This is a genomic window from Mesorhizobium sp. M1D.F.Ca.ET.231.01.1.1 (assembly GCF_003999155.2).
Lineage (GTDB): Bacteria > Pseudomonadota > Alphaproteobacteria > Rhizobiales > Rhizobiaceae > Mesorhizobium.
In genome coordinates this window covers 1-22156 of record NZ_RZOZ02000005.1, presented here as the reverse complement: position 1 = coordinate 22156, position 22156 = coordinate 1, and the positions used below count along the sequence as shown (strand labels likewise).

Annotated in this window: 19 protein-coding genes and 1 pseudogene; 11 read left to right on the top strand and 9 right to left on the bottom strand. The window is 61.4% G+C overall.

Annotated elements, in window-relative coordinates; genetic code table 11:
* Positions 1-4: 4 nt before the first annotated feature.
* The 3 genes from EN874_RS15225 to EN874_RS15215 form a co-directional block, all read right to left on the bottom strand.
* Positions 5-691 (bottom strand): amino acid ABC transporter permease, encoded by a 687-nt coding sequence (locus EN874_RS15225; RefSeq protein ID WP_127425480.1) that lies wholly within the window; start codon positions 689-691, stop codon positions 5-7.
* A gap of 12 nt (positions 692-703) precedes the next feature.
* Positions 704-1453 carry an amino acid ABC transporter permease gene (locus EN874_RS15220; protein ID WP_127425479.1) on the bottom strand — a complete coding sequence of 250 codons (750 nt, stop codon included), beginning with the start codon at positions 1451-1453 and terminating at the stop codon, positions 704-706.
* 116 nt (positions 1454-1569) lie between these two features.
* Entirely contained in the window at positions 1570-2412 is an 843-nt protein-coding gene (locus EN874_RS15215) for a transporter substrate-binding domain-containing protein (RefSeq protein WP_210235995.1), read from the bottom strand.
* Positions 2413-2632: 220 nt separating this feature from the next.
* Between EN874_RS15215 and EN874_RS15210 the strand changes: the two genes are divergently transcribed.
* Positions 2633-3622, top strand: a complete 990-nt coding sequence (locus EN874_RS15210) for a LysR family transcriptional regulator (protein WP_127425478.1) — start codon at positions 2633-2635, stop codon at positions 3620-3622.
* A gap of 795 nt (positions 3623-4417) precedes the next feature.
* Here the strand turns inward: EN874_RS15210 and EN874_RS15200 are convergent.
* The 4 genes from EN874_RS15200 to EN874_RS15185 form a co-directional block, all read right to left on the bottom strand.
* Positions 4418-5389, bottom strand: a complete 972-nt coding sequence (locus EN874_RS15200) for an acetylxylan esterase (protein ID WP_127425477.1) — start codon at positions 5387-5389, stop codon at positions 4418-4420.
* A 207-nt stretch (positions 5390-5596) separates the two neighbouring features.
* The gene (locus tag EN874_RS15195; protein ID WP_127425476.1) at positions 5597-6694 is read right to left on the bottom strand and encodes a polyamine ABC transporter substrate-binding protein; all 1098 of its coding nucleotides are present in this window, start codon (positions 6692-6694) and stop codon (positions 5597-5599) included.
* A 142-nt stretch (positions 6695-6836) separates the two neighbouring features.
* Positions 6837-9212, bottom strand: coding sequence for an aminotransferase class III-fold pyridoxal phosphate-dependent enzyme (locus tag EN874_RS15190; RefSeq protein WP_127425475.1), 2376 nt, complete (start codon positions 9210-9212; stop codon positions 6837-6839).
* A gap of 173 nt (positions 9213-9385) precedes the next feature.
* Positions 9386-10282 (bottom strand): LysR family transcriptional regulator, encoded by an 897-nt coding sequence (locus EN874_RS15185; RefSeq protein WP_189394119.1) that lies wholly within the window; start codon positions 10280-10282, stop codon positions 9386-9388.
* 231 nt (positions 10283-10513) lie between these two features.
* On the opposite strand from EN874_RS15185, the gene EN874_RS15180 reads away from it, so the two are divergent.
* The 5 genes from EN874_RS15180 to ggt all read left to right on the top strand — a co-directional run bounded on the left by EN874_RS15180 (position 10514) and on the right by ggt (position 15204).
* Entirely contained in the window at positions 10514-11182 is a 669-nt protein-coding gene (locus EN874_RS15180; RefSeq protein ID WP_127425473.1) for a GntR family transcriptional regulator, read from the top strand.
* A gap of 64 nt (positions 11183-11246) precedes the next feature.
* Positions 11247-12098: a transporter substrate-binding domain-containing protein gene (locus EN874_RS15175; RefSeq protein WP_127425472.1), complete on the top strand. Its 852-nt coding sequence runs from the start codon at positions 11247-11249 to the stop codon at positions 12096-12098.
* 75 nt (positions 12099-12173) lie between these two features.
* Positions 12174-12884, top strand: a complete 711-nt coding sequence (locus EN874_RS15170) for an ABC transporter permease (RefSeq protein WP_168247493.1) — start codon at positions 12174-12176, stop codon at positions 12882-12884.
* The gene (locus tag EN874_RS15165) at positions 12881-13573 is read left to right on the top strand and encodes an ABC transporter permease (protein WP_127425470.1); all 693 of its coding nucleotides are present in this window, start codon (positions 12881-12883) and stop codon (positions 13571-13573) included. The genes EN874_RS15170 and EN874_RS15165 overlap by 4 nt, the downstream gene beginning before the upstream one ends.
* Positions 13574-13611: 38 nt before the next feature.
* Positions 13612-15204, top strand: coding sequence for a gamma-glutamyltransferase (ggt, locus tag EN874_RS15160; protein ID WP_127425469.1), 1593 nt, complete (start codon positions 13612-13614; stop codon positions 15202-15204).
* A gap of 506 nt (positions 15205-15710) precedes the next feature.
* Here ggt and EN874_RS15155 read toward each other — a convergent pair.
* On the bottom strand, positions 15711-16862 hold the full coding sequence (locus tag EN874_RS15155) for a LacI family transcriptional regulator (protein WP_245513574.1): 1152 nt from the start codon (positions 16860-16862) through the stop codon (positions 15711-15713).
* 143 nt (positions 16863-17005) lie between these two features.
* On the opposite strand from EN874_RS15155, the gene EN874_RS15150 reads away from it, so the two are divergent.
* From EN874_RS15150 to EN874_RS15130, 5 genes are read left to right on the top strand one after another with little or no spacing between them, the layout of a single operon-like run.
* Positions 17006-18049 (top strand): ABC transporter substrate-binding protein, encoded by a 1044-nt coding sequence (locus tag EN874_RS15150; protein WP_127425468.1) that lies wholly within the window; start codon positions 17006-17008, stop codon positions 18047-18049.
* Between the two features lie 28 nt (positions 18050-18077).
* The gene (locus EN874_RS15145) at positions 18078-19118 is read left to right on the top strand and encodes an ABC transporter ATP-binding protein (RefSeq protein ID WP_127425467.1); all 1041 of its coding nucleotides are present in this window, start codon (positions 18078-18080) and stop codon (positions 19116-19118) included.
* Positions 19115-20005: an ABC transporter permease gene (locus EN874_RS15140; protein WP_127425466.1), complete on the top strand. Its 891-nt coding sequence runs from the start codon at positions 19115-19117 to the stop codon at positions 20003-20005. Before EN874_RS15145 ends, EN874_RS15140 begins: the two co-directional genes overlap by 4 nt.
* Positions 20006-20008: 3 nt before the next feature.
* On the top strand, positions 20009-20800 hold the full coding sequence (locus EN874_RS15135) for an ABC transporter permease (protein ID WP_127425465.1): 792 nt from the start codon (positions 20009-20011) through the stop codon (positions 20798-20800).
* Positions 20801-20819: 19 nt separating this feature from the next.
* Positions 20820-21719, top strand: coding sequence for a 5'-methylthioadenosine phosphorylase (locus EN874_RS15130; RefSeq protein ID WP_127425464.1), 900 nt, complete (start codon positions 20820-20822; stop codon positions 21717-21719).
* Positions 21720-21828: 109 nt separating this feature from the next.
* On the opposite strand, the pseudogene EN874_RS34390 reads toward EN874_RS15130, so the two are convergent.
* Positions 21829-22156, bottom strand: a pseudogene (locus EN874_RS34390) (hypothetical protein); the annotation flags it as partial.

Here is a 22156-nt window from a genome sequence, read left to right as displayed (position 1 = left end):
CTCCTCAAACGGTTCGGAAGCGGCGCTCGAGCGCGTTGCTGATGCGGGAAATCGGATAGGTGTAGAGAAAGAACACCACGAGCAGCGTGGCATACATCGGTATCAGGAAGCTGGCCTGCGCCTCCGACTGCACCGCCGCCTGGGTGCGGGCCAGCGCTTCCTCGACACCGACGATAGAGGCGAGCGGCGTCGCCGTGATGAGCAGTGCGTAAAGGTTCATCCATGGCGGCAGCATGCGCGTGATGCACTGAGGCAGGATGATGCGGAACAGCGTGACCGATCTGGAATAGCCAAGCGCCTCGGCTGCTTCCCACTGGCCCTTCGGGATGGAGCCGATCGCGCCGCGCACGATCTCCGAGAAATTCGCCGCCACCGGCACACTGAAACCGAGCGTCGCGCGCAGCCAGCTCGGCACGTTGTAGGCCGCGCCGGAGATCACGATCGAGTAGGGCATCAGGAAGATGCAGTAGAACAAAAGCACCAGCCAGGGTGCGTTGCGGAAGAGCTGCGTGGCAAGGCGCGAGGCGCCGCCGACCAGGCGGGCATGCGAGACCTGGCCAAGCCCCAGGAACACGCCCGCGCTGGTGCCGAGCACGATTGCCAGCACGCTCATCAGCACGTTGAGCCCGAAGCCCCAGAGCACGAAAGGCAGCCAGCGAAGAACATCGGCGAAGATCGAGGTTTCCGACATCGCGCGCTCCGTTCAGTTCGCACCGAAGCCGGGTAGGCGCATCGCCGCCTGCACGCGGCCGATGATCCAAACCACGATCCCGGTCAGCACCAGATAGATGGCCAGCATCACGTTCATCATCTCGAAGGTGTTGAGGGCGTCCGACCAGATCTGGTTCGACACGTAAAGCAGTTCCGCGACGCCGATCGCATAGGCGACCGTCGTCGACTTTGTGAGATCGACCAGATTGTTGGCCAAAGAGGCGAAGGAGAAGCGCAGTCCCAGCGGCGCCACGACATAGCGGAACGCCTTGAAGCGCGAATAGCCGAGCGCCAGCGCCGCTTCTTCGTATGAGCCGTGCACGGCACCGATGCCGGAGCGGAAGGTTTCGACGTTGAAGGCGCCGGCGTAGAGCGAGAGGGCTATCACCGCCCAGGTGAAGTTTCCAATCATCGGCACCGGCAGGCCGATTGCGTTCTGTCCGACCGGCATCAGGCTGCCGACCGCGAAATAGAAGAAATACATCTGCACAAGAAGCGGGGTGTTGCGGATGAGCGCCACGTAGGCGCGCACCAGCATCGCCGCCGGTCCCCTGGTCAGACCCAGTGTGGCGGCACCGGCGGCGCCGATCAGGATGCTGAAGAACGTGCAGAGGACGACCAGCGCGCAGGTGGTGGCGAGCCCCAACACGAAGCGCTCGAAATCGAAGGCGTCGTAGAGTATCGTCAGGTTGATGCCGGACGCTTTCAGCTCGAGCGCGAATTGACGAAAGAGTTCGAGCATTGCCCGCTCCCGTGAAGAGGTGGCCGGCTCCCGGAGGAACCGGCGTGATCAGAGCATGGCTGACGAGAGTGACGTGGCTTGGCGGCACGTCATTCCTAGCCTGAAAACCCTTTCGCTCACTGCGTGGCGAGGTGATCCTTCAACGCCTCGTGCATCTTGCGCAGATAGGCGGATTCGGCGATGCCATTGGCCTTCTCCAACTCAAGCAGCTTGCCGGAGCGGTGCCAGTTGGCGATCGCGCCGGCGACCAGCACACCCCACGGCTTGTCGAGATCGGCCTTGCGGACGGCAATGCCCCAGGGCGCATCGTCCTGGGTCGGCAGCGGCATGTAATAGTCCGCCCATTTCGGATCGGCGAGTTGCACGTTGATCATATTGTCGTCGGACAGCACGCCGATGCAGCGGCCCTGCTGCAGGGCGCTGTCGACCTCGGCAGTGCCGGCAAAGGCCAGCAATTCGAGCTTGAACTTCTCCTGCGCCGGCTTGTTGTACCAGGCGCCCTGGATGGCGCAGATGGTCTGGCCGGCCATTTCATCCCACTTCGTCGCCTTCACTTTCTTCGGCAGCAGGATGTTATAGCCCGACGAATAGTAGTTCGGATGAACGAAACCGACGACCTGGCGGCGTTCGGCCGTGTCGGTCGCCGACGCAATCATCAGGTCGATCTGCCCTTGGGCGAGGAATTCGAAGCGGTTGGCCGAGTTGACCTTGACGATCTCGACCTTGGCGGCGAGGAGTTGGCCCAGCGCGTTGGCGAGGTCCACTTCCATGCCGGCGAAGCTGCCATCCGCCGCCCGGTAGGACCACGGCTTGTAGTCGTCCTTGGTGCCGACCTTCAGTACCTTGGTCGCCTCGATCTTGCACAAGGTATCGTCGCCGCAGTCGAGCGTCTCGGCGTGCGCGACGGCCGCGCCAAGTCCGAGGGCCAGCCCGAATGCGAAAGTTTTCAAAGCGTTCATCGTCATCTCCGTCATTGAGTGTTCAATATCCCTCGCCTCCGCGAAGCGATGGCTTCGCGGGCGCTTTTCTTCTTTTTGTCGGCTGTTTCCCGAAGGCCCTTCCCGTTGCGGCCTCACGGACATGATTGACGCCACAGACCGTTGGCCGCAACGGTTTTCCAGCGTATGTATTCAGATTAATGAAAAGTATGATCTCCATTAATTGTTGGCGAAAATTCCAATGAAGGGCGGCATCGACCTCAGGATGCTTGAAATCGCCGCGGTGGCGATTGAAAGCGGCAGCATGAGCGCTGCCGGATCACGCCTCGGCCTGACCCAATCGGCGGTCTCGCAAGCCGTGCGCCGTCTCGAGAAGGAGATCGGCGCCAAGCTTCTGCATCGCGAGCGGCGGCCGCTGACCCCGACCGATGCGGGGAGCGTGCTGGCTGCCCAGGTCCAGGAGGTCGTCCAGCGGGTCGGCCGGGCGGTCGACGCGGTGCGCTCGGCGGCGGCGATGCCCGAGCGCCTGGATCTGCGGCTCGGCCTGGTCGATTCCTTTGCCGGCACCATCGGCGCCTATCTCGTCAAGGAATTGGTGGACGGGGCGCTCGCGCTGCGGCTCACCGCATGGTCGGGCCTCGCCTATTCCCATACCGAGGCGCTGATGCGCCACGCAATCGACGCGGCCGTCACCTCCGACCCGATGGAAGGCCTCGACGACATCATGCGCTATCCGTTGTTTCGGGAGCCCTATCTGCTGCTGGTGCCGAAGAATCTCGGCGCAGATTGCAGGGACCAGGATCTGCGCGAAATCCTGTCCCGCCGCCATCTGATACGACTTAGCGCGCGCTCCCATAGCGGCTCGCAAATCGAGCGGCACTTGCGACGGCTTGGCCTTGAGCCTCCTCGCATGCTCGAGTTCGACACTTCCGACGCGCTGGTCGCCATGGTGGCGACCGGCGTCGGCGTTGCCATCACGACCCCGCTCTGCCTGCTGCAAGGTGCCGCCTTTGTAGACGGCGTCGAGGTGATGCCGCTGCCGGGACCGGGATTTTCGCGCCAGCTGACCTTCGTCACCCGTCGCGAGGAGTTCGTCACGCTCGGGCCGCGCGTTGCCGAACTCGCTCGCAATATCGTCAGGCTCAAGGCATTGCCACGGTTTTTGAAGCTGGCTCCCTGGCTCGAGCCCAGGATGGAATGGATGATGTTAAGTCCGGACGGCAATCCCTGAACCAAATCGGTCAGCTTAGTCTCTCTAGGCGCGCGAAATTTGATCCGAACATTCGGCCGATGCGAAGGTCGACTCGACATTGGGCGCAAAGCGGCGGCCATTTCATGGAAGATAAATGCGATCGGCGAGTATTCACGCGAAGCATCGCAGGTGCGACTGCCGGTGCAGGGGATGGATCGAGTCGTTCGCTTGGTGACGCGCAAGCCGATGCTTGGCGAACCTATTGGCGAACCTCGTGGCGAACCGCCCTATAAATCATTGATAAATAACGATAATGGTAGGCCCGGAGGACGATCTCAAATCTTTGATTTTGTTAAGCTTTTCGTGGGCAGAAATCGAGATCTTTCCCGTATCGTCCCTTATGGTTCCGCCGCTCATTCGCTCGACCCAATTCTCAGACGAACCTTCTGGTGTCTGGCAGATGGCGCCCAAGCCATCCCTGACCGGGCGGCGTACTGGTGCGGTAGCTGCCGCTGCTTGGTGCATCGGCGGATGTCCGATGTGGATCGCTTGCTGCCTGCCCGGTCCTCGGGCAGAGGACCGAGTAAGCTGACACCGAGCAGGGGAGCCGATGCCATCCAAACCCGCGCGGCTCGGCCAGGGCGGCTGTTAAAGCTCCTTCAGCATCGTTGAGAGGCTAGGTTCGGCAGGCCCTCGAAGCGTATGCAGGGTGCGGCTGCAGGAATGGAAGTACGTAGAGCAACAGGGGCGGCTGATAGCCCGTTGGACCTTGGATTGCGCGGCCGAGCTGAGACGCGCTGCGAAGGTGAAACGCCTAGTGCTGGGCAGCTAACATCAGCCGACACCGAACAGCCCGCTGAGCCACGCCATCTGTTCGCGCTCCTGATAGCCCTGCCCGCCTTCGTGGTTGTTGAATTCGTACTCTACGATGATCCTTTCGCCTGCGTAGGCATTGAATGCGCCAAAAACTGTAGAGGGCGGGCAGACTTCGTCCATCAGGGCCACCGAGAACAGCGCCGGCGCCTTGGACTGCCGGGCGAAGTTGACGCAGTCGAAATAGTTGAGCGTTTCAAAGACCGCCGCCTTCTTCTCGCGATGTTGCGCCAAGAAACGAACGATTTCCAAATAGGGATCGCGCACGGCAGTCCCCAAAGCGCGCGGAAAGTCGCAAAGAAACGGCACGTCGGCCATTACGGCCTTGACGCGGGGATCGATTCCGCCGACGGCGAGCGAGATGCCGCCGCCCTGACTGTCACCGCAAACCGCGATGCGCTCGGGATCGATGAAGTCCAACGCTACGAGCGCGTCTATCGCCCGCACTCCATCGGTGAAGAGGCGTCGGTAATAGTAGTCGTTCTTATCCAGGACGCCACGTGTCATAAAGCCGGGAAAGGAAGAGGTCGAGCCGACCGGATCGGTGGTCTCTCCTACGCTGTAGTCGCTTCCCTGCCCGCGTGTATCCATCCGAAAATAAGCAAATCCTGACGCTGCCCAGTGCAGTTGCTCATGCGCCAGGCCGCGTCCGCCGCCATAGCCGATATACTGCACGACGAGAGGAAGCCGCCCCTGCCGCTGCGTAGGCAGGATCAGCCACCCTTTGATCGGATGGCCGCCAAACCCCGGAAAGGTGACGTCGAAGGACTGGACCGCCTTCAGTGTTGTCTGCGCCTGCACGATGCTGACCTCGCCGCCGGCATGGCGGGCCTCGGCGATGGTCGACGTCCAGAACTGGGCAAAGTCGCCTGGCGCGGCCACTTTGCTGACATAGGCGCCTAGTTCAGGCTGGATCAGATCTTGGAATGGCATTGTTCCTCTCAATTTGAATTAGGAGCAAATCGGCGATTGATATGGACGGCTCCGCATTCGTATCCGCCTGCGAGCTTGGATTTGCGCGTTACCGGTCCAAGAGATTCCGGCCTCCCCCGCCATTCTTCCGCGCATGGCCATCAGGTGGCGGCGGCAGACCTTCACCAGAGGCGCCGCCAGCAAAAAGTGGGACGGTGACCGCCCCGTTTAGCTGCCCGTCTTGATCTGGGTCCAGAGGCGGGTGAGTACGCGCTGCTCCTTGGACCCGTATGAAGAAATCGTGAAAAGCTTCTTCAGCATCTCCTGCGTCGGATAAACCGACGGGTTCTTCAACACCGCTTCGTCGATGAACTTCTGCGAGGCGAGGTTGCCGTTGGCTGTTTGGACATAGTTGGTTGACCTGGCAATGACTTCCGGCCGCATCAGGTAGTTGATGAACGCGTGCGCCTCATCGACATGCTTGGCGTCGGCGGGGATCGCAAGGTTGTCGAACCACATATAGGTGCCTTCCTTGGGGATCAGGTATTCGACCTTGACCCCGTTGTTGGCTTCCTTGGCGCGGTTCTTGGCCTGCAGCACGTCACCCGACCAGCCGATGCTGATGCATTTATCGCCATTCGCCAGATCGTTGATATAGGCAGAGGAGTTGAAGGTGCGGACGTAGGGCCGGATTTTTGTGTAGATGTCACCGCCGGCTTCGAGGTCTTCTTTCTTCTTGCTGTTGCCGTCCTTGCCAAGATAGTTCATGGCAACGGCCAAGGTCTCCTCCGGCGCATCGACAATATTGATGCCGCAGTCCTTTAGTTTGGCCGCATTTTCCGGCTTGAAAAGCACGTCCCAGCTGTCGATCGGCACGTTGCCCAGCGCTGCCTTTACCTTGTCGACATTGTAGCCGATGCCGGTGGTGCCCCACATGTAGTTGACGGCATATTCGTTGCCCGGGTCATATTGGGCCAAGCGCGCCATCACCTCGGGCCACATGTTCTTTAAGTTCGGCAGCTTGGACTTGTCGAGCTTCTGGAACACGCCGGCCTGAATCTGCCTGGCCAGGAAAGGTCCGGTTGTAACCACCACGTCATAGCCGGAGCCGCCGGCAAGCAGCTTGGTCTCAAGAATTTCATTGGAATCGAAGGTGTCGTAGACGACCTTGATGCCGGTTTCCTTGGTGAAATCATCAAGGATGGAACTGTCGATATAATCAGACCAGTTGTAGACGTTGACGACCTTTTCCTGCGCCAATGAGACGCCTGCGGAAAACAGGGCGGCCGTCATCGTGATAGCCAGTCCGAATAGCTGTTTCTTCATGCAGATTCTCCTGTTTGGCCCAGCCATTCTGGCGGCAGGACGTCGCTCAATTCTCGAAGGCGAGGAGAAAGGCGTTGAACCTCGCCTCCCGATTGCTCGAGGCCAGCCTGTCGCTCGTTCTCCAGCAAATGCATTGACGGGCTCATTGGTGCCTTCGCAAGCTGTCATCGAAAGCGTTGACGAAGATGTCGACTTCGTCGCGCGACCAAATCAGCGGGGGGCGTAGCTTGAGCGTGTTAGGCGTGCTTTTCCCGATGAGGATGTTGCGGGCAAGCATGTCGTCAATCAGTCGCTCGGTCTGTGTGATGGCCGGCTCCTTCGTCAGGCGATCCGTCACCAGTTCCACGCCAGTCATCATTCCAAGCCCGCGCACGTCGCCGATTACGGGGTACTGTTCGGCCAGGCGCCTAAGCTCCTGGCGCAGATACTCTCCGATGGCAGCGCCCCGCTTGATCAGGTCCTCGCGCTCAAGGACGTCCAGCACGGCCATGCCGGCCGCGCATGCGACGGTATTGCCGCCGAATGTGCTGAACAACAGCGGGTAGGTGCCATTGACGAACCGCTTCATCAATTCCGAGCTGAGAATGACGACGCCAAGAGGGTGGCCATTTCCAACCGGCTTACCCATTGTTATGAAATCGATGTTTTCGTCCTTGAGCCCGTTTGCCCGGAAACCCCAAAAAGTTCCCATGCGGCCACAGCCGGCCTGCACCTCGTCCGCGATGACGAACCCGCCTGCCGATCGGACCTTTTCCGCGACAAGGTTGAAGTAGTTTTCAGGCGCCCGCAGCACCCCGCTCGAACATAGGGCAGTGTCGACCATGAATGCCGCCGGCCTGTGGCCTCTTTCGCGCAAGGCGGCTATCGCCCTGTCGGCGTCGGCAGCATATTTCGCTGCTGCCTGGGGGTGGCGGGAAAAAGGGCCCCTATACATATCCGGGGCCGTCAGGGTCTCAATGCGTTTGGGGTGCTCGTCGGCGGGAAGATGACGCCAGCTCTCATTGGAGAGGGCCGTCGTCAGTTCCGTGCATCCATGATAGGCTTGGTCAATTATCAGACCCCCGTCCTGCCTGCTGAGTGACATGGCGATTTGCATCGCCAGGTCGTTGGCCTCGCTGCCCGAATTGACGAAGATGCAGGCGTCGAGGTGATCAGGCAGGTCGGCGGTCAGGCGGGCCGCGTACTCGACGGCCACGTCGCACATATACCGCGTATTAGTATTCAGCGCGCTGGCCTGGCGGTAGATCGCCTTCGCCACGTGCGGATGACAATGACCGATCTGAGGGACGTTGTTGTAGACATCCAGATAAGCGGTGCCATCGGCGCCATACATCCAGGCTCCGCGGGCGCGGGTGATGTGCAGTGGCTTGTTGTAGAAATGCCAAATCGGTCCCAGGTGAGCTTCGCGCCCATACCTGAGCACGTCATAGTCAACTGCGAGATGCTCGCCATCATTGCTGATGTCGCCATGAACCGGGAACCGGCATGCCTGACGAAGCCGGCGGACCGCCTGTGGGCGACCTTGACGGCTGAGCAACTCCATCATCCGAGGGTAATGGCCGGCGTTTTCGATATGCGGGATGCCGGCTTCATCGGAGCCTTCTCTCGCTTCCACGATGACGGTGGCCATCGCCAGGCGCAGGAGCAGCGCATCGAAAAGGAGATCGATTTCGTTCTCTTCAAGCGGGTATGTCGAATCGAAACCAGATGTCACATCGCAAAGGTAGGCGATCGGATCGTCGTCGAAGTCCGCGAAAGTCTCGGAAGCGGCCACAATGTCAGCGACAATGGAATTGTGGCCCATATCGCCAAAATCGATGATACCCACCGGCGATGTGCTGTCTTGGGGATCGACCAGGATATTGCCGCCATGCGAATCCTGGTGCACGACCTGGCGACGCGTCTTCGACAATTGGGGAAGGGTAAAGCGGTCGGCGCGCTCTAAGATTTCCTCGCACAATTGCCGAAGCCTGGCGTCGGAGATCTTTGCTATGTGCGGGCGCAAGGCCAGGGCACGTGAGATGTCCCAGAGATGCGCATTGCTGCCTGCGTAGGGATGAAAGAAATCCCGCAGCGCATGGGCAAGCCGTCCCACCATCACGCCTATGTTGAACCGAGTGGCGGCGGAAAAGGCTTCCTCAACCTGCTCCATGATCTTCCCCGGAAGGAAAGTAAGCACACGCATCATGTGCCTGGAGCCGTGCTCGTCCTCGATCCATTCATACGGGGCGCCAGCGAGGGAGGGAACGACGCGAGGCACCGGCAGGGTCGGATCGCGCTCGCAGATATGCTTCAGGGCTTTGACCTGCATATCGACGACGCCTTCAGGTTCGCCCCTATTCGATATCTTGACGACGACGTCGCGGCCATCGGTGCCCTCGATCCGCCACGACAGATCGCGCTCGGAAGCCAGTTGCGTGTACGTCCCGTCGATCCCATACCGGGTTGCCACGAGGCGCCTTGTCGCTTCCGGCGAAAAATTAGGAAGGTTGCGAAGCAGAAGAGCGTCCGTGCTCATTCCATACCTTAAGGCCAAATATCGATACCCGACGCGGCGACCACGTCGCAGTTGCACGTTTGGCAGGGAAGTCCGCAGGTGGCAGTTTTGCGCTGCGCATCGCCGGCCGCAAGAGAGGCTAGACCTCTATCGACGTGGCAAGAATATCATTCAGAGAACGGATACATTGGTTTTTACAAATGCATCCGGTGCGCCCTGATGATCGCGTCGCGGACATAGGCGACATTGGCGGCCTGCTCGCCTGTTCGCGTGGCGACCTCGATATCGGCGGAATATGCCTCGTCGGCTACTGGAAGCCGGCGAAGACGCCCCTGCTGTTCGAACACGCGGGCAAAATGTATCGGCAGGACCCCGAGGTAGGCGCCCGACAGGACCATCAGAAGCTGCGCCTCAATATCAAAGGCTACCCGGTTCGCGGCGGTGTCGAAGCGGTGACGCCTAATACCATACCAATATCCTCTCTCTACCCATGGATGGCCGTAGCATTCCGCACTCGTAATCGTCTCGTCATTTCGGCAAAACAAAGGATGAGCCGAACCGCAAAATACAGCGTGCTGCTCTTGGTAGATGATCTGGTATTGCACGCTCGCGACCTTGATGTCGGAGCCACCTATCCCAATGTCTATTTCGTTTTCCGCCACGGCCTTCGTTATGTCGTTGGGGCACATGATCTTGAGATCAAGCTCGATTTCCGGCGCAGCTTTGGAAAGCTCGGCAATAGCGTCGGCGAGCCGGAAACTTGGGTCGGTCGTTAAGCAGTCGACAATGCCGACGCCGACCTTTCCCGCCAAAGCGCTTCTAACACGCGAGAGCCGGGCCGAACCGGAGTCCAGCATCCCGGTGATTTCCGTGCTGATTTCGTAAACCCGCCGCCCCTCCTCCGTGAGCGAGAACCCGCGCCGCCCCCGTTCGCACAACTTCACGCCAAGCCGTTGTTCAAGCGCCGTCAGATGGTTGGAGATCGTAGGTTGGCTGAGCGACAGTTCCATCTGTGCCGCAGACATGCCGCCATTGCGGACCACGCTTTCAAAGACACGAAAGAGATGGAGATCGGAGCCCGATATCTTCATGGGGGCAGATTGCATCAAATGCACCGGATGGCAATTGAGGCTGCCGACCGTGATTTGACCTGCTGGGAACCAAGCCCCGTGCCCTTGAAGCAGCCGAGATCGCCCACCGTCCCTCCCTACTTCGTCTGTCGGGTATTGACGCTCCAGCCAAATCCGGATTTGATGATACGTGGATACAAAAATACTTTTCGGGGCTCCAAAGTGCCAGCACCCTTCAGCGTCGACCCACGCATGTCCGCTACTGCAGAGGAGGAGGCATACCGGCATCTCCAGCTGGCGCTTCGCCTCGGCCGGTACAAACCGGGTGACCGCCTCATTCCCGAAGACATCGCGGCCGAAATAGGCATGAGCCGCATGCCGGTGCGGGAAGCCTTCCGGCGCCTGGCTGCCGATGGACTGGTGGTTCTGCGCCCCAATCGGGGATGTGTCGTCGCCGGACTCACGGTCGATGAGCTTTACGAGATTTTCGAGATGCGTTCGGTGCTGGAAGGACTGGCCGTCAGGCTGGCCATGCCACGGATCGACGACGAGGCACTCGATGAATTCGAGCGCCTGCTCGATCGCATGGAACGCGCAGGCCAGACCGGCAGCAGCGACTGGGTGGCCCGCCATCAGGAATTCCATGGCCGCATCTGTGCGCTGAGCCGCAGGCCCAAGCTCATCCAACAAATTTCGGCACTGCATGTGGTGATAGAGCCTTACATGCGCATCTGGTTCGATGACGCTGACAAGCCGCTCTCCGCGCGCGAGGAGCATGCTGCCGTGATCGCAGCCCTGCGATCGGGCGACGCTCTGCATGCGGAACAGGTCATGCAGGATCATATTCTCGGCACAGCACCAATGTTGGCCGAATTCGTGACTCCGAGCCGGGGATCAACGCCGGCAGGAGAAAGGGCCTAAGTCCCGCAAAAGACCGGAACCGGCCACCGGAACAGCCAGATCAGCACAAGAAAGGGGAACGTATATGAAAATTCATCGCCTGGCCGCCGTCGCGGCCGTATTCGGCATGCTCAGCTTTGTCCAGTCCACATTCGCTGAGGATGCTCCAAAGGCCATAACCATCGCGACCGAAGGTGCCTACGCGCCCTGGAATTTCACCAACGCAGACGGCAAGCTCGACGGGCTGGAGATCGAGCTCGCAAATGATCTTTGCGCAAGGATAAAGGTCAAATGCACCATCATCGCCCAGGACTGGGACGGTCTTATTCCATCGCTGAAGGTCGGCAAGTTCGATGTAATCATGGCCGGCATGTTCATTACGCCGAAACGCCTCGAGACCATCGACTTCACGCAGCCTTATGCAATCGATCCGGGCGGATTTGCAGTCGCCAAGGATAGCGAGCTCGGCAAACTCGGTGTTTCGACTGAAAAATTCAAACTGGACGACGAAGCTGCGTCTAAGGCCGCGATCGAAAAGCTGAAGCCACTGCTGAAGGGCAAGGTGGTCGGCGTACAGGCGGCCACGATGATGCTCGAATTCCTGAAGAAATACTTCGGCGACACGGTGGAAATCCGCGAATACAAGACGACCGAGCAGCATGATCTCGATTTGGCCGCCGGCCGTATCGATGCAATATTCGCTCAGAAGACCGCACTTGCCGCGACGCTCGCAAAACCTGAATTCTCCGGCTTCACGCTCGCAGGTCCGGGCTTCGTCGGCGGCCTATTCGGCGCCGGAACTGGCGCGGGACTGCGCAAGGAAGACACCAAGCTCAAGGAGATGCTGAACGACGCGATCAGCGCCGCGATCGCCGATGGGACCATCAAACGCATCTCGGAAAAATGGGTGAAGACGGATGTGACGCCGGTCAAGTAAGCGCTAGCGGACGGTGCGGCGGATCGGCATTGGTCGATCCGCCGGGACGACGCGCTGAAAGCTTCGGTTCACATGATGGCTGCACTGCATATTCTTTCCTTGGGAAAGGGCGGCTGGGGCGCCGCCCTGCTGCTGGCAGCGGGCGTGACGGTTGCGCTTTCCGTCCTCGGCTTCTTGCTCGGCGCCGTCTTCGGCGCCGTGGCGGCAGGAGGCCGGCTCTCGACGAAAGCTCTCCCCTCGTGGCTCGCCAAAGGCTATGGCACCGTATTTCGGGGTGTGCCCGATCTGCTGACAATCTATCTGCTGTACTACGGCGGCAGCATTGCCCTGACGCAGCTCGGCAAATTCCTCGGCGGCGCCGGCTTCGTCGGACTTCCGGCATTTGCGACTGGCGTCCTGGCGATCGGCATCATTTCGGGTGCCTATCAGGCGGAGGTCTATCGCGGCGCGTATCTCGCGGTCGATCCCGGCCAGTTTGAGGCTTGCAAGGCGCTTGGCCTGTCTCGCTCCCAATCCCTGCGCCTCGTCATTGTCCCGCAACTGATGCGGCACGCCCTGCCGGGCCTCGGCAATGTTTGGCAGCTCGTGCTCAAGGATTCCGCTTTGATCTCGGTGATCGGCTTGGTGGAGTTGATGCGGCAAGCTCAGATCGGCGCTGGATCGATGCGGGAGCCCTTCGTCTTTTATATAGCGGCCGCGACGCTTTATTTCCTCATCGCTGCCGTGACCGGTTCGGTCTTCCGCTACGGCGAGGCGCGGGCGTGGCGAGGCATGGTCCACGCATGATCGACTTCGCCTTCTTTGTAGAGACCATCCCCACCCTTCTCTCTGGCTTGCCACTAACATTGGAACTGGCGGGCTCCTCGATCGCACTCGGCTTTGTCTTGGCCCTGCTGCTCGCACTGGCCCAGCAGGGAAACCACCGGATACTTGTCTGGCCCATACGCTCCTTCGTTGCGGTCTTTCGCGGCACGCCGCTGCTCGTTCAGATCTTCCTCATCTATTACGGCCTCGGCCAGTTCCGTCCGTCACTCCAGGCGGCCGGGCTCTGGTGGCTGTTCCGCGAGCCCTATTGGTGCGCCATCATCGCGCTCAGCCTCAATACCGCGGCCTATGGCAGCGAAATCCTGCGGGGGGCCATCCAGGGGGTGCCGCGCGGCCTGACGGAGGCCGCCGCCGCCTTCGGTATGTCGCGATTTCTGATATTGCGCCTCGTCGTCCTGCCTCTAGCGCTACGCCAGGCCATCCCCAGCTACAGCAACGAGATCATCCTCATGATCAAGGGCACGTCGCTTGCATCGATCATCACGCTGATGGAGGTGACGGGCATCGCGCAGGGGCTCATCTCGCAGACCTATCGCGCCGTAGAGGTCTTCGTGGCCGCCGGCGCGATCTATCTCACCATCAATTTCACAATCATCTCGGCGCTGAACGCGCTGGAAACCTGGCTCACACCCTACCGGGCGCGGGCGTGAGACATGGCTCTCGGTAAACACAAAGAGAAGTAACGAAAATGCGCAATTTCGAGAAGCCGACCCGGTCCGTTGCCGTGTCGCGACATGCGATGGCGGCGACTTCGCACCCTTCCGCCACCCTCACAGCGCTGCAGATCATGGATGCGGGCGGTAATGCGATGGATGCCGCCATTGCCGCCTGCGCGGTGCAGTGCATCGTAGAGCCGGGCTCAACCGGCATCGGCGGCGACTGTTTTGCGCTCTACGCGCCCAATGGTTCCGACAAGGTCCTCGCCTATAACGGGTCCGGCCGCACGCCGGCGGCCCTCACTGCCGACTGGTTCGATGAGCGGGGACTGACGGAGGTCCCGCGCCAGTCGCCAGCGGCGGTAACGGTTCCTGGCGCGATCGACGCGTGGACACGCCTCCACGCCGATCACGGCGAACTCCCCTTTGCCGACGTCCTTGCGCCCGCAATCCGCTTTGCCGAGGAGGGTTACGCGATCACTCCCCGCGTTCACCGCGACTGGTCCCTCGAACAAAAGCTGCTCTCGGCCGACACCACAGCTGCGCGAATCTTTCTTCCCGGCGGCCGGGCGCCAAGGATCGGCGAGGTTCATCGCCAGCCGGAGCTGGCGCAGACGCTGAAACGCATTGCTGCCGAGGGACGCGGCGCATTCTATGAGGGACCGGTCGCCGAGGACATGGTGTCCTATCTAAATGTGCTTGGCGGACTCCACACGCTGGAAGATTTCGCGAATGCGCGGGGCGAGTATGTGACCCCAGTGACCACCGATTTCCGCGGCTATACCGTCCATGAATGTCCCCCGAACGGCCAGGGCATCATCGCGCTGCTGATCCTCAACATCTTGAGCCGCTTCGACGCCAAGGGGGACCCGCAGTCGCCCGACCGGCTGCATGTCGAGATCGAGGCGACGCGCCTTGCCTATGCCGCCCGCGACGCCTGGATCGCCGATCCCGAAATGGCGGACGTCCCGGTCGACCACCTCTTGTCCGACGAACTGGCCAATAGGCTTGCGGGAATGATCAACCTGAGAAAGGCGCTGACCGACCTGCCGCCTTTCGAAATGCCGCGTCATCGCGACACCGTTTACATCTCCGTCGTCGACCGAAATCGGAATGCGGTAAGCTTCATCAACTCTATCTTCGACAGTTTCGGCACCGGCCTCGTCTCACCCCGCTCAGGCGTCATCCTGCATAACCGAGGCCAGAGCTTCTCGCTCAAGCCCGGTCATCCCAATCGGATCGGGCCATCCAAACGGCCGCTTCATACGATCATCCCCGGCATGGTAACGCGCAACAGCAGGGTTGAAATGCCGTTCGGCGTCATGGGCGGGTACTATCAGGCGCTCGGGCATGCCCATCTGATATCCAAGCTCCTCGATTACGGAATGGACCTCCAGGAGGCGATCGATCTGCCGCGCGTGATGCCGACATCCAACGGAACGACAGTGGAGGCAGAGCACACGATTGACGGCTCGACCAAGGGCGAGCTCGAGCGACGAGGCTTCACCTTTACTCCTGCGGACGAACCAATCGGCGGCGCTCAAGCGATCCGCATCGACTGGGAGAACGGCACTCTGACTGGTGCGTCGGAGCCGAGGAAAGACGGGATCGCCTTGGGAATCTAGGGCCTGGGCACCGCGCACCTTGGTGACCGGGATCACGACGCCTAGCATCCAAGAAAAATGGAGCAGCACCTGAGGTGCCTCTGCATCGGTTCGTCGTCAACCGCTGCCCGACATCGCGTCCGAGTTCTCCGAGGTAGGCTGAAATCGCAAGGAAATCGCTGGGGGCAGTTCTTTGTCAGAAAGAGGGGGTTCGAGTCCACATTGTGGACGGCCTCGGAAATATACAGAAGAATCAACTGCCAAAATGGGTATTTTGGTGGGCCCGGATGTGCTGGAAACCCTGATTTTGTTGGATTTTTCGTGGGCCAAAATCAGAATGCATTCCGCATCGTTCCGTATTATCTCGTCGCTGATTTCAGAGATCGCAAGTGTATCGGCCTCAGCGTGTAGAGCGTCTATGATCATCGACGAGGCGATGGATCTGGCATGGGCCGAAAACCCACAGTCGTTTTCGGTTGTCCCCAACCTAGCTAGAAGCCGTCCGACGCGCCAAGAGCCGCCAAGCTTTAGACGTCAGATCCGCGGTACCGCTCAAAGTGTCCCGACATGACGATTTGCGTCAGGGGCGATCCTGGGTCATCGATCTGGCGGAGAAGGGCGTCCACCGCCAGCCGTCCGGCTTCGGCAAGATCGACGAAATGCGCGAGCAAGGGGACGGCCAGATACTTGCTAAGACGCGTGTTGTCCCTGACAAAGAGCCCCACATCCCGTCCGGGCACAAGGCCCCGCTTACGCAGGGCGCTGATCGCGCCCAACAGTCCTAGCTCGCTGGAGCACATCAAGGCGGTTGCCGGTTTCGGCAGGTCGAGCACAGATTCAAAGAAACTCTCGCTCGCCGCCATGGTGAACTCCTCGTGCCCGACCAGCACCGGATCGAACGGAAGCTTGGCTTTGGCAAGGGCTTGCCGGTAGCCGCGCAACCGCTGTTCGCAGCTCTCGTCATCGCGAGTCAGGAGGTGCAGCGCGATCCGGCGATGTTTTTCAGCAACCAGCTTGGTCGTGGCTTCCCGCACCATGGCTTCGTTGTCGACGTCGATATAGGCGTAGTCCGGCTTCGTCGCCGAGCGCCCGAATGCGACGAAGGGGATGCTTCGCTCCTTGAGGAAGGCGATCCGCGGATCTTTCGCCATCATGCGCGTGATGATGATCCCGTCGCTCATCCCCGACTGCACCAAGCGCTGCAGCGACCAGAGCTGGTCCTCCTCGGGCCCGGTGGAAAAGATCGAGAGCGCATAGCCGTTCTCCGAGGCCGCAAGCGTCATCCCCTCGATGAGCGGGACCTTGGCAAGGTCGGCCACATAGGCCCGTGTTTCCAGCGGCAGGATCGCCGCGATCATGCGGGTGCGTCCGGTCCGGAGCGCCAGACCGTGGACGTTCGGCGCATAGCCTGCCTTCGCCGCCGCCTTCTGCACCCGCGCCCGGGTCCGCGGATGGACTTCCGGCCCCTCCTTCAGGGCGCGCGACACGGTGGTCACGGATAGGCCGAGGCTGGCGGCGATCTGTCGGAGGTTCGGTCTGGCTGGCGGCGCCATGGTCTGGTCCGGTTGCAATGCGCGTTCAAGCGGCAAGATTGCCAAATAACGGCGGAAAGTGAAGCCGACGCCGGTTGGGCCACCGTCCAGCACCGCCGCATGGAAGCACTTTGCGGAAAATATCATTCGTATACGTACGAATCCAGCTTGACATCGGAGCGGCACTTGCTCAATCGTAACGTTACGAATTTGATCGTAACGTTACGATTTTGGTTGCGTAAGACCGGATAACATGGTCGCGCCGCCTGACGACAACAGGGAGGACTGACATGACGAAGCTTTTCCATATCTCTTCGCTGATACTGGCGCTCTCGGCCGCTGCTCCGGCCTTGGCACAGAGCGTGACGATCACCACGGCCGGCGGCGACTACGGCACCGGCATGAAGGAAGCAATGTGGGCGCCGGCGGGCAAGGCGCTTGGGCTCGATGTACGCGGCGAGACCCAGAGCGACGGCATGGCGGCGCTCCGCCTGCAGGTCTCCTCCGGGAACGTCACGACGGACATCATTCATCTTGCCTCCGGTGAGGGTGCGCAGGCGGCCGATCTCAACCTGCTGGAGCCGCTCGACGAGGCAGCGGTCGATCAGAAGGCGCTACCCGCCGGATCTGCCTCGAAATTCTGCTATCCGTTCTCCTCCTATGGAACCGTGATGGCTTGGAACACCAAGACCTACGGCCAGAACGGGCCCAAGGACTGGGCGGAGTTCTGGGACGTGAAGAAGTTCCCCGGCCGCCGTGCGCTGCGGGCCAATGCGCAGGACCTGCTCGAGGCGGCGCTGCTCTCCCAAGGTGTCGAACCTGGCAAGGTCTACGATGCCTTGAGCGAGCCCGGCGGCATCAAGCGCGCCATCGACCGTCTGGCCGAGCTGAAACCCAATGTCGCGGTCTGGTGGACCTCGGGCGCGCAGTCCGCGCAGATCCTGAAGGACGGCGAGGCCGACCTGGTCGAGACCTGGAATGGTCGTGCCCAGAGCGCCAAGGATGACGGCGGCGCGGTCGCCTACACGTTCCACAGCTCGATCATCGGAACGGATTGCCTGGCCGTGGCGAAAGGCGCGCCACACAAGGAAGACGCGATGAAACTGATCGCCGCCATGACGTCGCCGGAGCGCGAGGCCAAGCTCACCGACTACATCACCTACGGCCCGATGAACCCAGCCGCCTATACCGGCGGCAAGGTTCCGGCCGACAAGATGGCGCTGCTCGCCACCGCCCCGGACAATGCGGTGGGCGTGGTGTATTCGAATGCGGCCTGGTGGGCAAAACACGGCGACGAAGCGCAGGCCGCCTTCGACGCCATGATGAACCAGTAGGCGGGTGCTGGCCAAAGGAGACCTGCCCATGGCCTCGCCACGCATAGCGCTCGAACGGGTGCGCAAGGTCTATGGCAGCCACGTTGCCCTGGACGATGTGAGCCTCGATGTCCGACCAGGGGAGTTTCTGACGCTTCTCGGTCCCTCCGGCTCGGGCAAGACCACGCTGTTGATGGCGATCGCGGGATTTGTCAGGCCCGAGGCCGGAGCGATCCGGATCGGCGATGTCGATGTCACGCGGCTTGCGGTGAACAAGCGAGACATCGGCGTCGTCTTCCAGAGCTACGCGCTCTTCCCGCATATGAGCGTTCTGGGCAACGTCGAATATCCCCTGCTCGTGCGTCGGCTGCCGCGCGCGGAGGCGCGGGAGCGGGCGCGAGCCGCCCTGGCCCGAGCGCAGCTGGAGGGCTACGAGGCACGGGATATCGCGGCACTTTCCGGCGGCCAGCGCCAGCGTGTGGCGCTGGCCAGAGCCGTGGTGTTCGAGCCGCGGGTGCTGCTGATGGACGAGCCGCTCTCGGCGCTCGACAAGAATCTCCGCGAGCAGATGCAATTCGAGATCCGGAAGCTCCAGCAGGATCTGGGAATCACCACGGTCTACGTGACGCACGACCAGCGCGAAGCTCTGACCATGTCCGACCGCATCGCGGTGATGAATGCCGGCAGGATCGAACAACTCGACGCGCCGCAGCCGATTTATCAACGCCCAATATCGCGGTTCGTCGCCGACTTCATGGGTGAATCGAACATCGTTCCGGCAGTGCTCCTGGAGCCGTTCGGATCCCTTCCGCCTCTTAAGGGCACCCTGGTCATCCGTGCCGAGAACTTCGCTTTGGAACGCGAAGCGGCGGGGAATGATGGCGTCGCGATCAAAGGCCGGGTCGCCGCGCATGCCTTCCGAGGCGAGACCTGGCACCTGCGCCTCGATGTCGGCGGCGACCGGGACCTGCTGCTCAGCATTCCCTCCGGACAGTCGCTCGACGGGACCGGCATCCAGGCCGGCCAACAGCTGACCGCCTATGCTGCGGCCCGGCATATCCACAGCATCGACGGCGGCTCCCAACCATGACCGCGACGACCGCAACAATTAATGCCACCGGCCTGCTGCGCGACTCCGCCAAGGAACGCAGGTTCTTTCTGTCGCTCGCTTTGCCATCGCTGGTCATCGTCGGGATCGGCGCAATCCTGCCGTTGTTTTGGATCCTGCAACAATCCCTGACGACGGTTCGGGGCGATTTCGCTCTTGAGAACTATGCGGCGCTATTCACCAACGGGCTCACCTGGCGGTCCTTGCTGGTTACCCTGGAACTGTCCGGCGGGACCCTGCTTTGTTGCCTTTTGCTCGGCATCCCGCTTGCTTTTCTGCTAGCGAGCACACCGCCGAAGACCGCCAGCCGGCTGATGGTGCTCGTCCTCCTGCCGCTCTGGACGTCGATCCTGGTGCGCACTTATGGCTGGCTCGTGCTGTTGCGGCGCGACGGATTGATCAACGATCTCCTGGTCGGCAGCGGCTTCGTGTCCGAACCGGTGCCGCTGGTCTACAACTTCACCGGCACCTTGATCGGCATGGTGCACTACATGCTGCCGATTTTCGTGCTGCCGACCTATGCAGCGATGCGCGACATCGACGGCAACGTGATCCGCGCTGCTGCCAGCATGGGCGCAAGTTTCTGGCACTGCTTCCGCACGGTGATCCTGCCGCTGGCCTTCGGCGGCATCGTTTCCGGCTCTGTCATCGTCTTCGTCTACACACTTGGATTCTTCATCACTCCTGCGATCCTCGGTGGCGGCCGCGTCAACCCGATCGCGATCCGGATCGACCGCACGCTCTCGACCCTCCAGGACTGGGGTGGCGCGGCGGCGCTCGGCATCTTGCTGCTGATCATCGTCGCGATTCTCGGCGCAACCGCGCTAGGCGCTACCAGCCTGGTCAAGTCGAAGCCGACTGCGGATTGAACCATGCTGGACGCGTATCCCGAAAGCAGACTTGCCCGCGTTTTGCTCTGGTCGTTCGGCGCGCTGGTGCTGGCATTCCTCATCCTGCCAACGTTGATCGTGGTGCCGATCTCGTTCTCCGCCTCCGACATGCTGGAATTTCCGCCGCGCAGCTTTTCGCTGCGCTGGTATTCGAGTTTCTTCGGCTCGGCCGACTGGATGGCCGCGTTGCGCACGAGCCTGATCCTCGCCGGGCTGACGGCGGCCGTGTCGGTGCCCGCGGCATTCCTGACCTGTGTCGCGATGCACCGGCTGAGTGGGCGGATCGCCCGCGCAATCTACACCTTCGCGGTGATGCCCTCCGTCGTCCCTGGCATCCTGCTGGCGATCGGCCTGTTCTTCGTCCTGGCGAAACTTCGGCTGCTCGGGACGCTCGGCGGCGTCCTCCTCGGGCATGTCGTCTTGGCCATACCGGTTGCGGTCATCGTGCTCTATCCCTCCGTGCGCAGGTTCGACTGGGTGCAGCTCCAGGCCGCGCGCAGCCTGGGTGCTGGCTGGGGCGGCGGGCTTGTCGGCATCATGCTACCGCAGATGACCATTTCGCTGGTTTCGGCGGCGCTGATGGCGTTCCTGAGTTCGCTCGATGAAGCCGTCATTTCGATCTTCGTTTCGGGAGGCGCCAACACCACGCTGCCAAAGCTGATGTTCATTTCGCTGCGCGACCAGATCGACCCGACCATTGCAGCGATCTCGACGCTATGGACCGGGTTCGTCATCGCGGTCGTCCTCGTCTTCGCCGCGCGCCAGAAGCCCTAGACCCGACAGGAACATTCTGATGACAATTCACAGCTCTGCCCCAGAGCCCATCCCATCAGTCGAGCTGGCCCTCATCACCGGCTCGGCGAGCTGGGGGCTTGCCTTTCCCGAGGACGTGCCGGTGGCCGGCGTCGGGGTGCTCGCCCGGGACATAGCCTTCGACACGCCCTATGGACGCACGGAAAACTGGAAGCTGCTCGCGTTCGACGGCTCGATCACCAGCGACAGGCGGCCGCGTCGGGCGCTGTGCATGTATTCTCATGGCAACCTGCGCGACCAAGTCGATCATGCCTGCCACCGCCGCGCCTTCTGGGTGTTGCGCGAGGCCGGCGTCAAACGGGTGATCACCTGCTCGACGGTGGGCTCGGTCAACCGGGCGATCCGCAACGGCGATCTGGTCATCGCGGCCGACATCATCGAACCGACCCAAACGCCCTATTCCCTGCTGCCGGGACGCCAAAGATTCGACGCCAGCGGCAAGCAGATCGTCTGCGCCACCTGCGCCGCGATCCTGGCCGAGAAGGCCGCCCGGCTTTGGCCGGCGGAAGGGCGCGTCCACGGCATCGAACAAGGGTTGGTCGCCGGCCATGTCTACGGTCCGCGCCTGACCACGCCGGCCGAGGCCATCATGTTCCGCACGCTAGGCGCCGACATAATCAACCACTCGATCGCGCCCGAGGCGACCCTGTCGCGCGAGATCGGCGCCTGCTTCACGCCTTGCGCGTTTGTGACCGCGACGGTGAACGACTACCTCAGCCGGGACCGCGGCACGCTCCTGGAGGCCGGCGTGCTCGAACGGCTGTCGCAAGTCACATCGGCGATCGCCCTTGAGACCGCTGCCGCTCTTCCGATCGGCGAACCCTGCGCCTGCCACGCCCTCCTCACGCCGCAACCGCCGGAACGCTACGCGCGGTTCTAGCCCCTGCCAGGACGACCTGCGGCTATCCCCAGTGAGTCAATTAGGTACCTCCATGAGTTTTAAGACGGCGCTTGGCGGATTTCCACATGGTGGTATGCGTTTGGCGGAACTAGGTGCAGACACCGGCCTTGCCGCTTTGGGCGAGCATTCCTTCAAATTGCGTCGCCTTGGCCGGACGGAAGCGGGCGGCCGGATATACAGCGTGGATACCGAGTGATGGCCCGCGAAACGGCGCTGAGCCGGACGCCGCGTTGATCGGACGTCGTCCATCGCTCCCAGCTGTACCTCCATCACCTAACTGTTTGATCCTGGCATTTGATGGTGCATTGTTTTCCCAAGAATGGAAGGATGCACTATGGGCCAGGTTCTTCACGGCAGCGCCACAACGACAGAGGCGATCCGTCGAACAATACAGAATAGTCAAGAGAGCCTGAGAA

Excerpts from the sequence above, each read along its gene's own strand:
- EN874_RS15225 (WP_127425480.1), bottom strand. The coding sequence starts at position 691 with ATGTCGGAAACCTCGATCTTCGCCGATGTTCTTCGCTGGCTGCCTTTC.
- EN874_RS15220 (WP_127425479.1), bottom strand. The coding sequence starts at position 1,453 with ATGCTCGAACTCTTTCGTCAATTCGCGCTCGAGCTGAAAGCGTCCGGC.
- EN874_RS15215 (WP_210235995.1), bottom strand. The coding sequence starts at position 2,412 with ATGAACGCTTTGAAAACTTTCGCATTCGGGCTGGCCCTCGGACTTGGC.
- EN874_RS15210 (WP_127425478.1), top strand. The coding sequence starts at position 2,633 with ATGAAGGGCGGCATCGACCTCAGGATGCTTGAAATCGCCGCGGTGGCG.
- EN874_RS15200 (WP_127425477.1), bottom strand. The coding sequence starts at position 5,389 with ATGCCATTCCAAGATCTGATCCAGCCTGAACTAGGCGCCTATGTCAGC.
- EN874_RS15195 (WP_127425476.1), bottom strand. The coding sequence starts at position 6,694 with ATGAAGAAACAGCTATTCGGACTGGCTATCACGATGACGGCCGCCCTG.
- EN874_RS15190 (WP_127425475.1), bottom strand. The coding sequence starts at position 9,212 with ATGAGCACGGACGCTCTTCTGCTTCGCAACCTTCCTAATTTTTCGCCG.
- EN874_RS15185 (WP_189394119.1), bottom strand. The coding sequence starts at position 10,282 with ATGAAGATATCGGGCTCCGATCTCCATCTCTTTCGTGTCTTTGAAAGC.
- EN874_RS15180 (WP_127425473.1), top strand. The coding sequence starts at position 10,514 with ATGTCCGCTACTGCAGAGGAGGAGGCATACCGGCATCTCCAGCTGGCG.
- EN874_RS15175 (WP_127425472.1), top strand. The coding sequence starts at position 11,247 with ATGAAAATTCATCGCCTGGCCGCCGTCGCGGCCGTATTCGGCATGCTC.
- EN874_RS15170 (WP_168247493.1), top strand. The coding sequence starts at position 12,174 with ATGGCTGCACTGCATATTCTTTCCTTGGGAAAGGGCGGCTGGGGCGCC.
- EN874_RS15165 (WP_127425470.1), top strand. The coding sequence starts at position 12,881 with ATGATCGACTTCGCCTTCTTTGTAGAGACCATCCCCACCCTTCTCTCT.
- ggt (WP_127425469.1), top strand. The coding sequence starts at position 13,612 with ATGCGCAATTTCGAGAAGCCGACCCGGTCCGTTGCCGTGTCGCGACAT.
- EN874_RS15155 (WP_245513574.1), bottom strand. The coding sequence starts at position 16,862 with ATGATATTTTCCGCAAAGTGCTTCCATGCGGCGGTGCTGGACGGTGGC.
- EN874_RS15150 (WP_127425468.1), top strand. The coding sequence starts at position 17,006 with ATGACGAAGCTTTTCCATATCTCTTCGCTGATACTGGCGCTCTCGGCC.
- EN874_RS15145 (WP_127425467.1), top strand. The coding sequence starts at position 18,078 with ATGGCCTCGCCACGCATAGCGCTCGAACGGGTGCGCAAGGTCTATGGC.
- EN874_RS15140 (WP_127425466.1), top strand. The coding sequence starts at position 19,115 with ATGACCGCGACGACCGCAACAATTAATGCCACCGGCCTGCTGCGCGAC.
- EN874_RS15135 (WP_127425465.1), top strand. The coding sequence starts at position 20,009 with ATGCTGGACGCGTATCCCGAAAGCAGACTTGCCCGCGTTTTGCTCTGG.
- EN874_RS15130 (WP_127425464.1), top strand. The coding sequence starts at position 20,820 with ATGACAATTCACAGCTCTGCCCCAGAGCCCATCCCATCAGTCGAGCTG.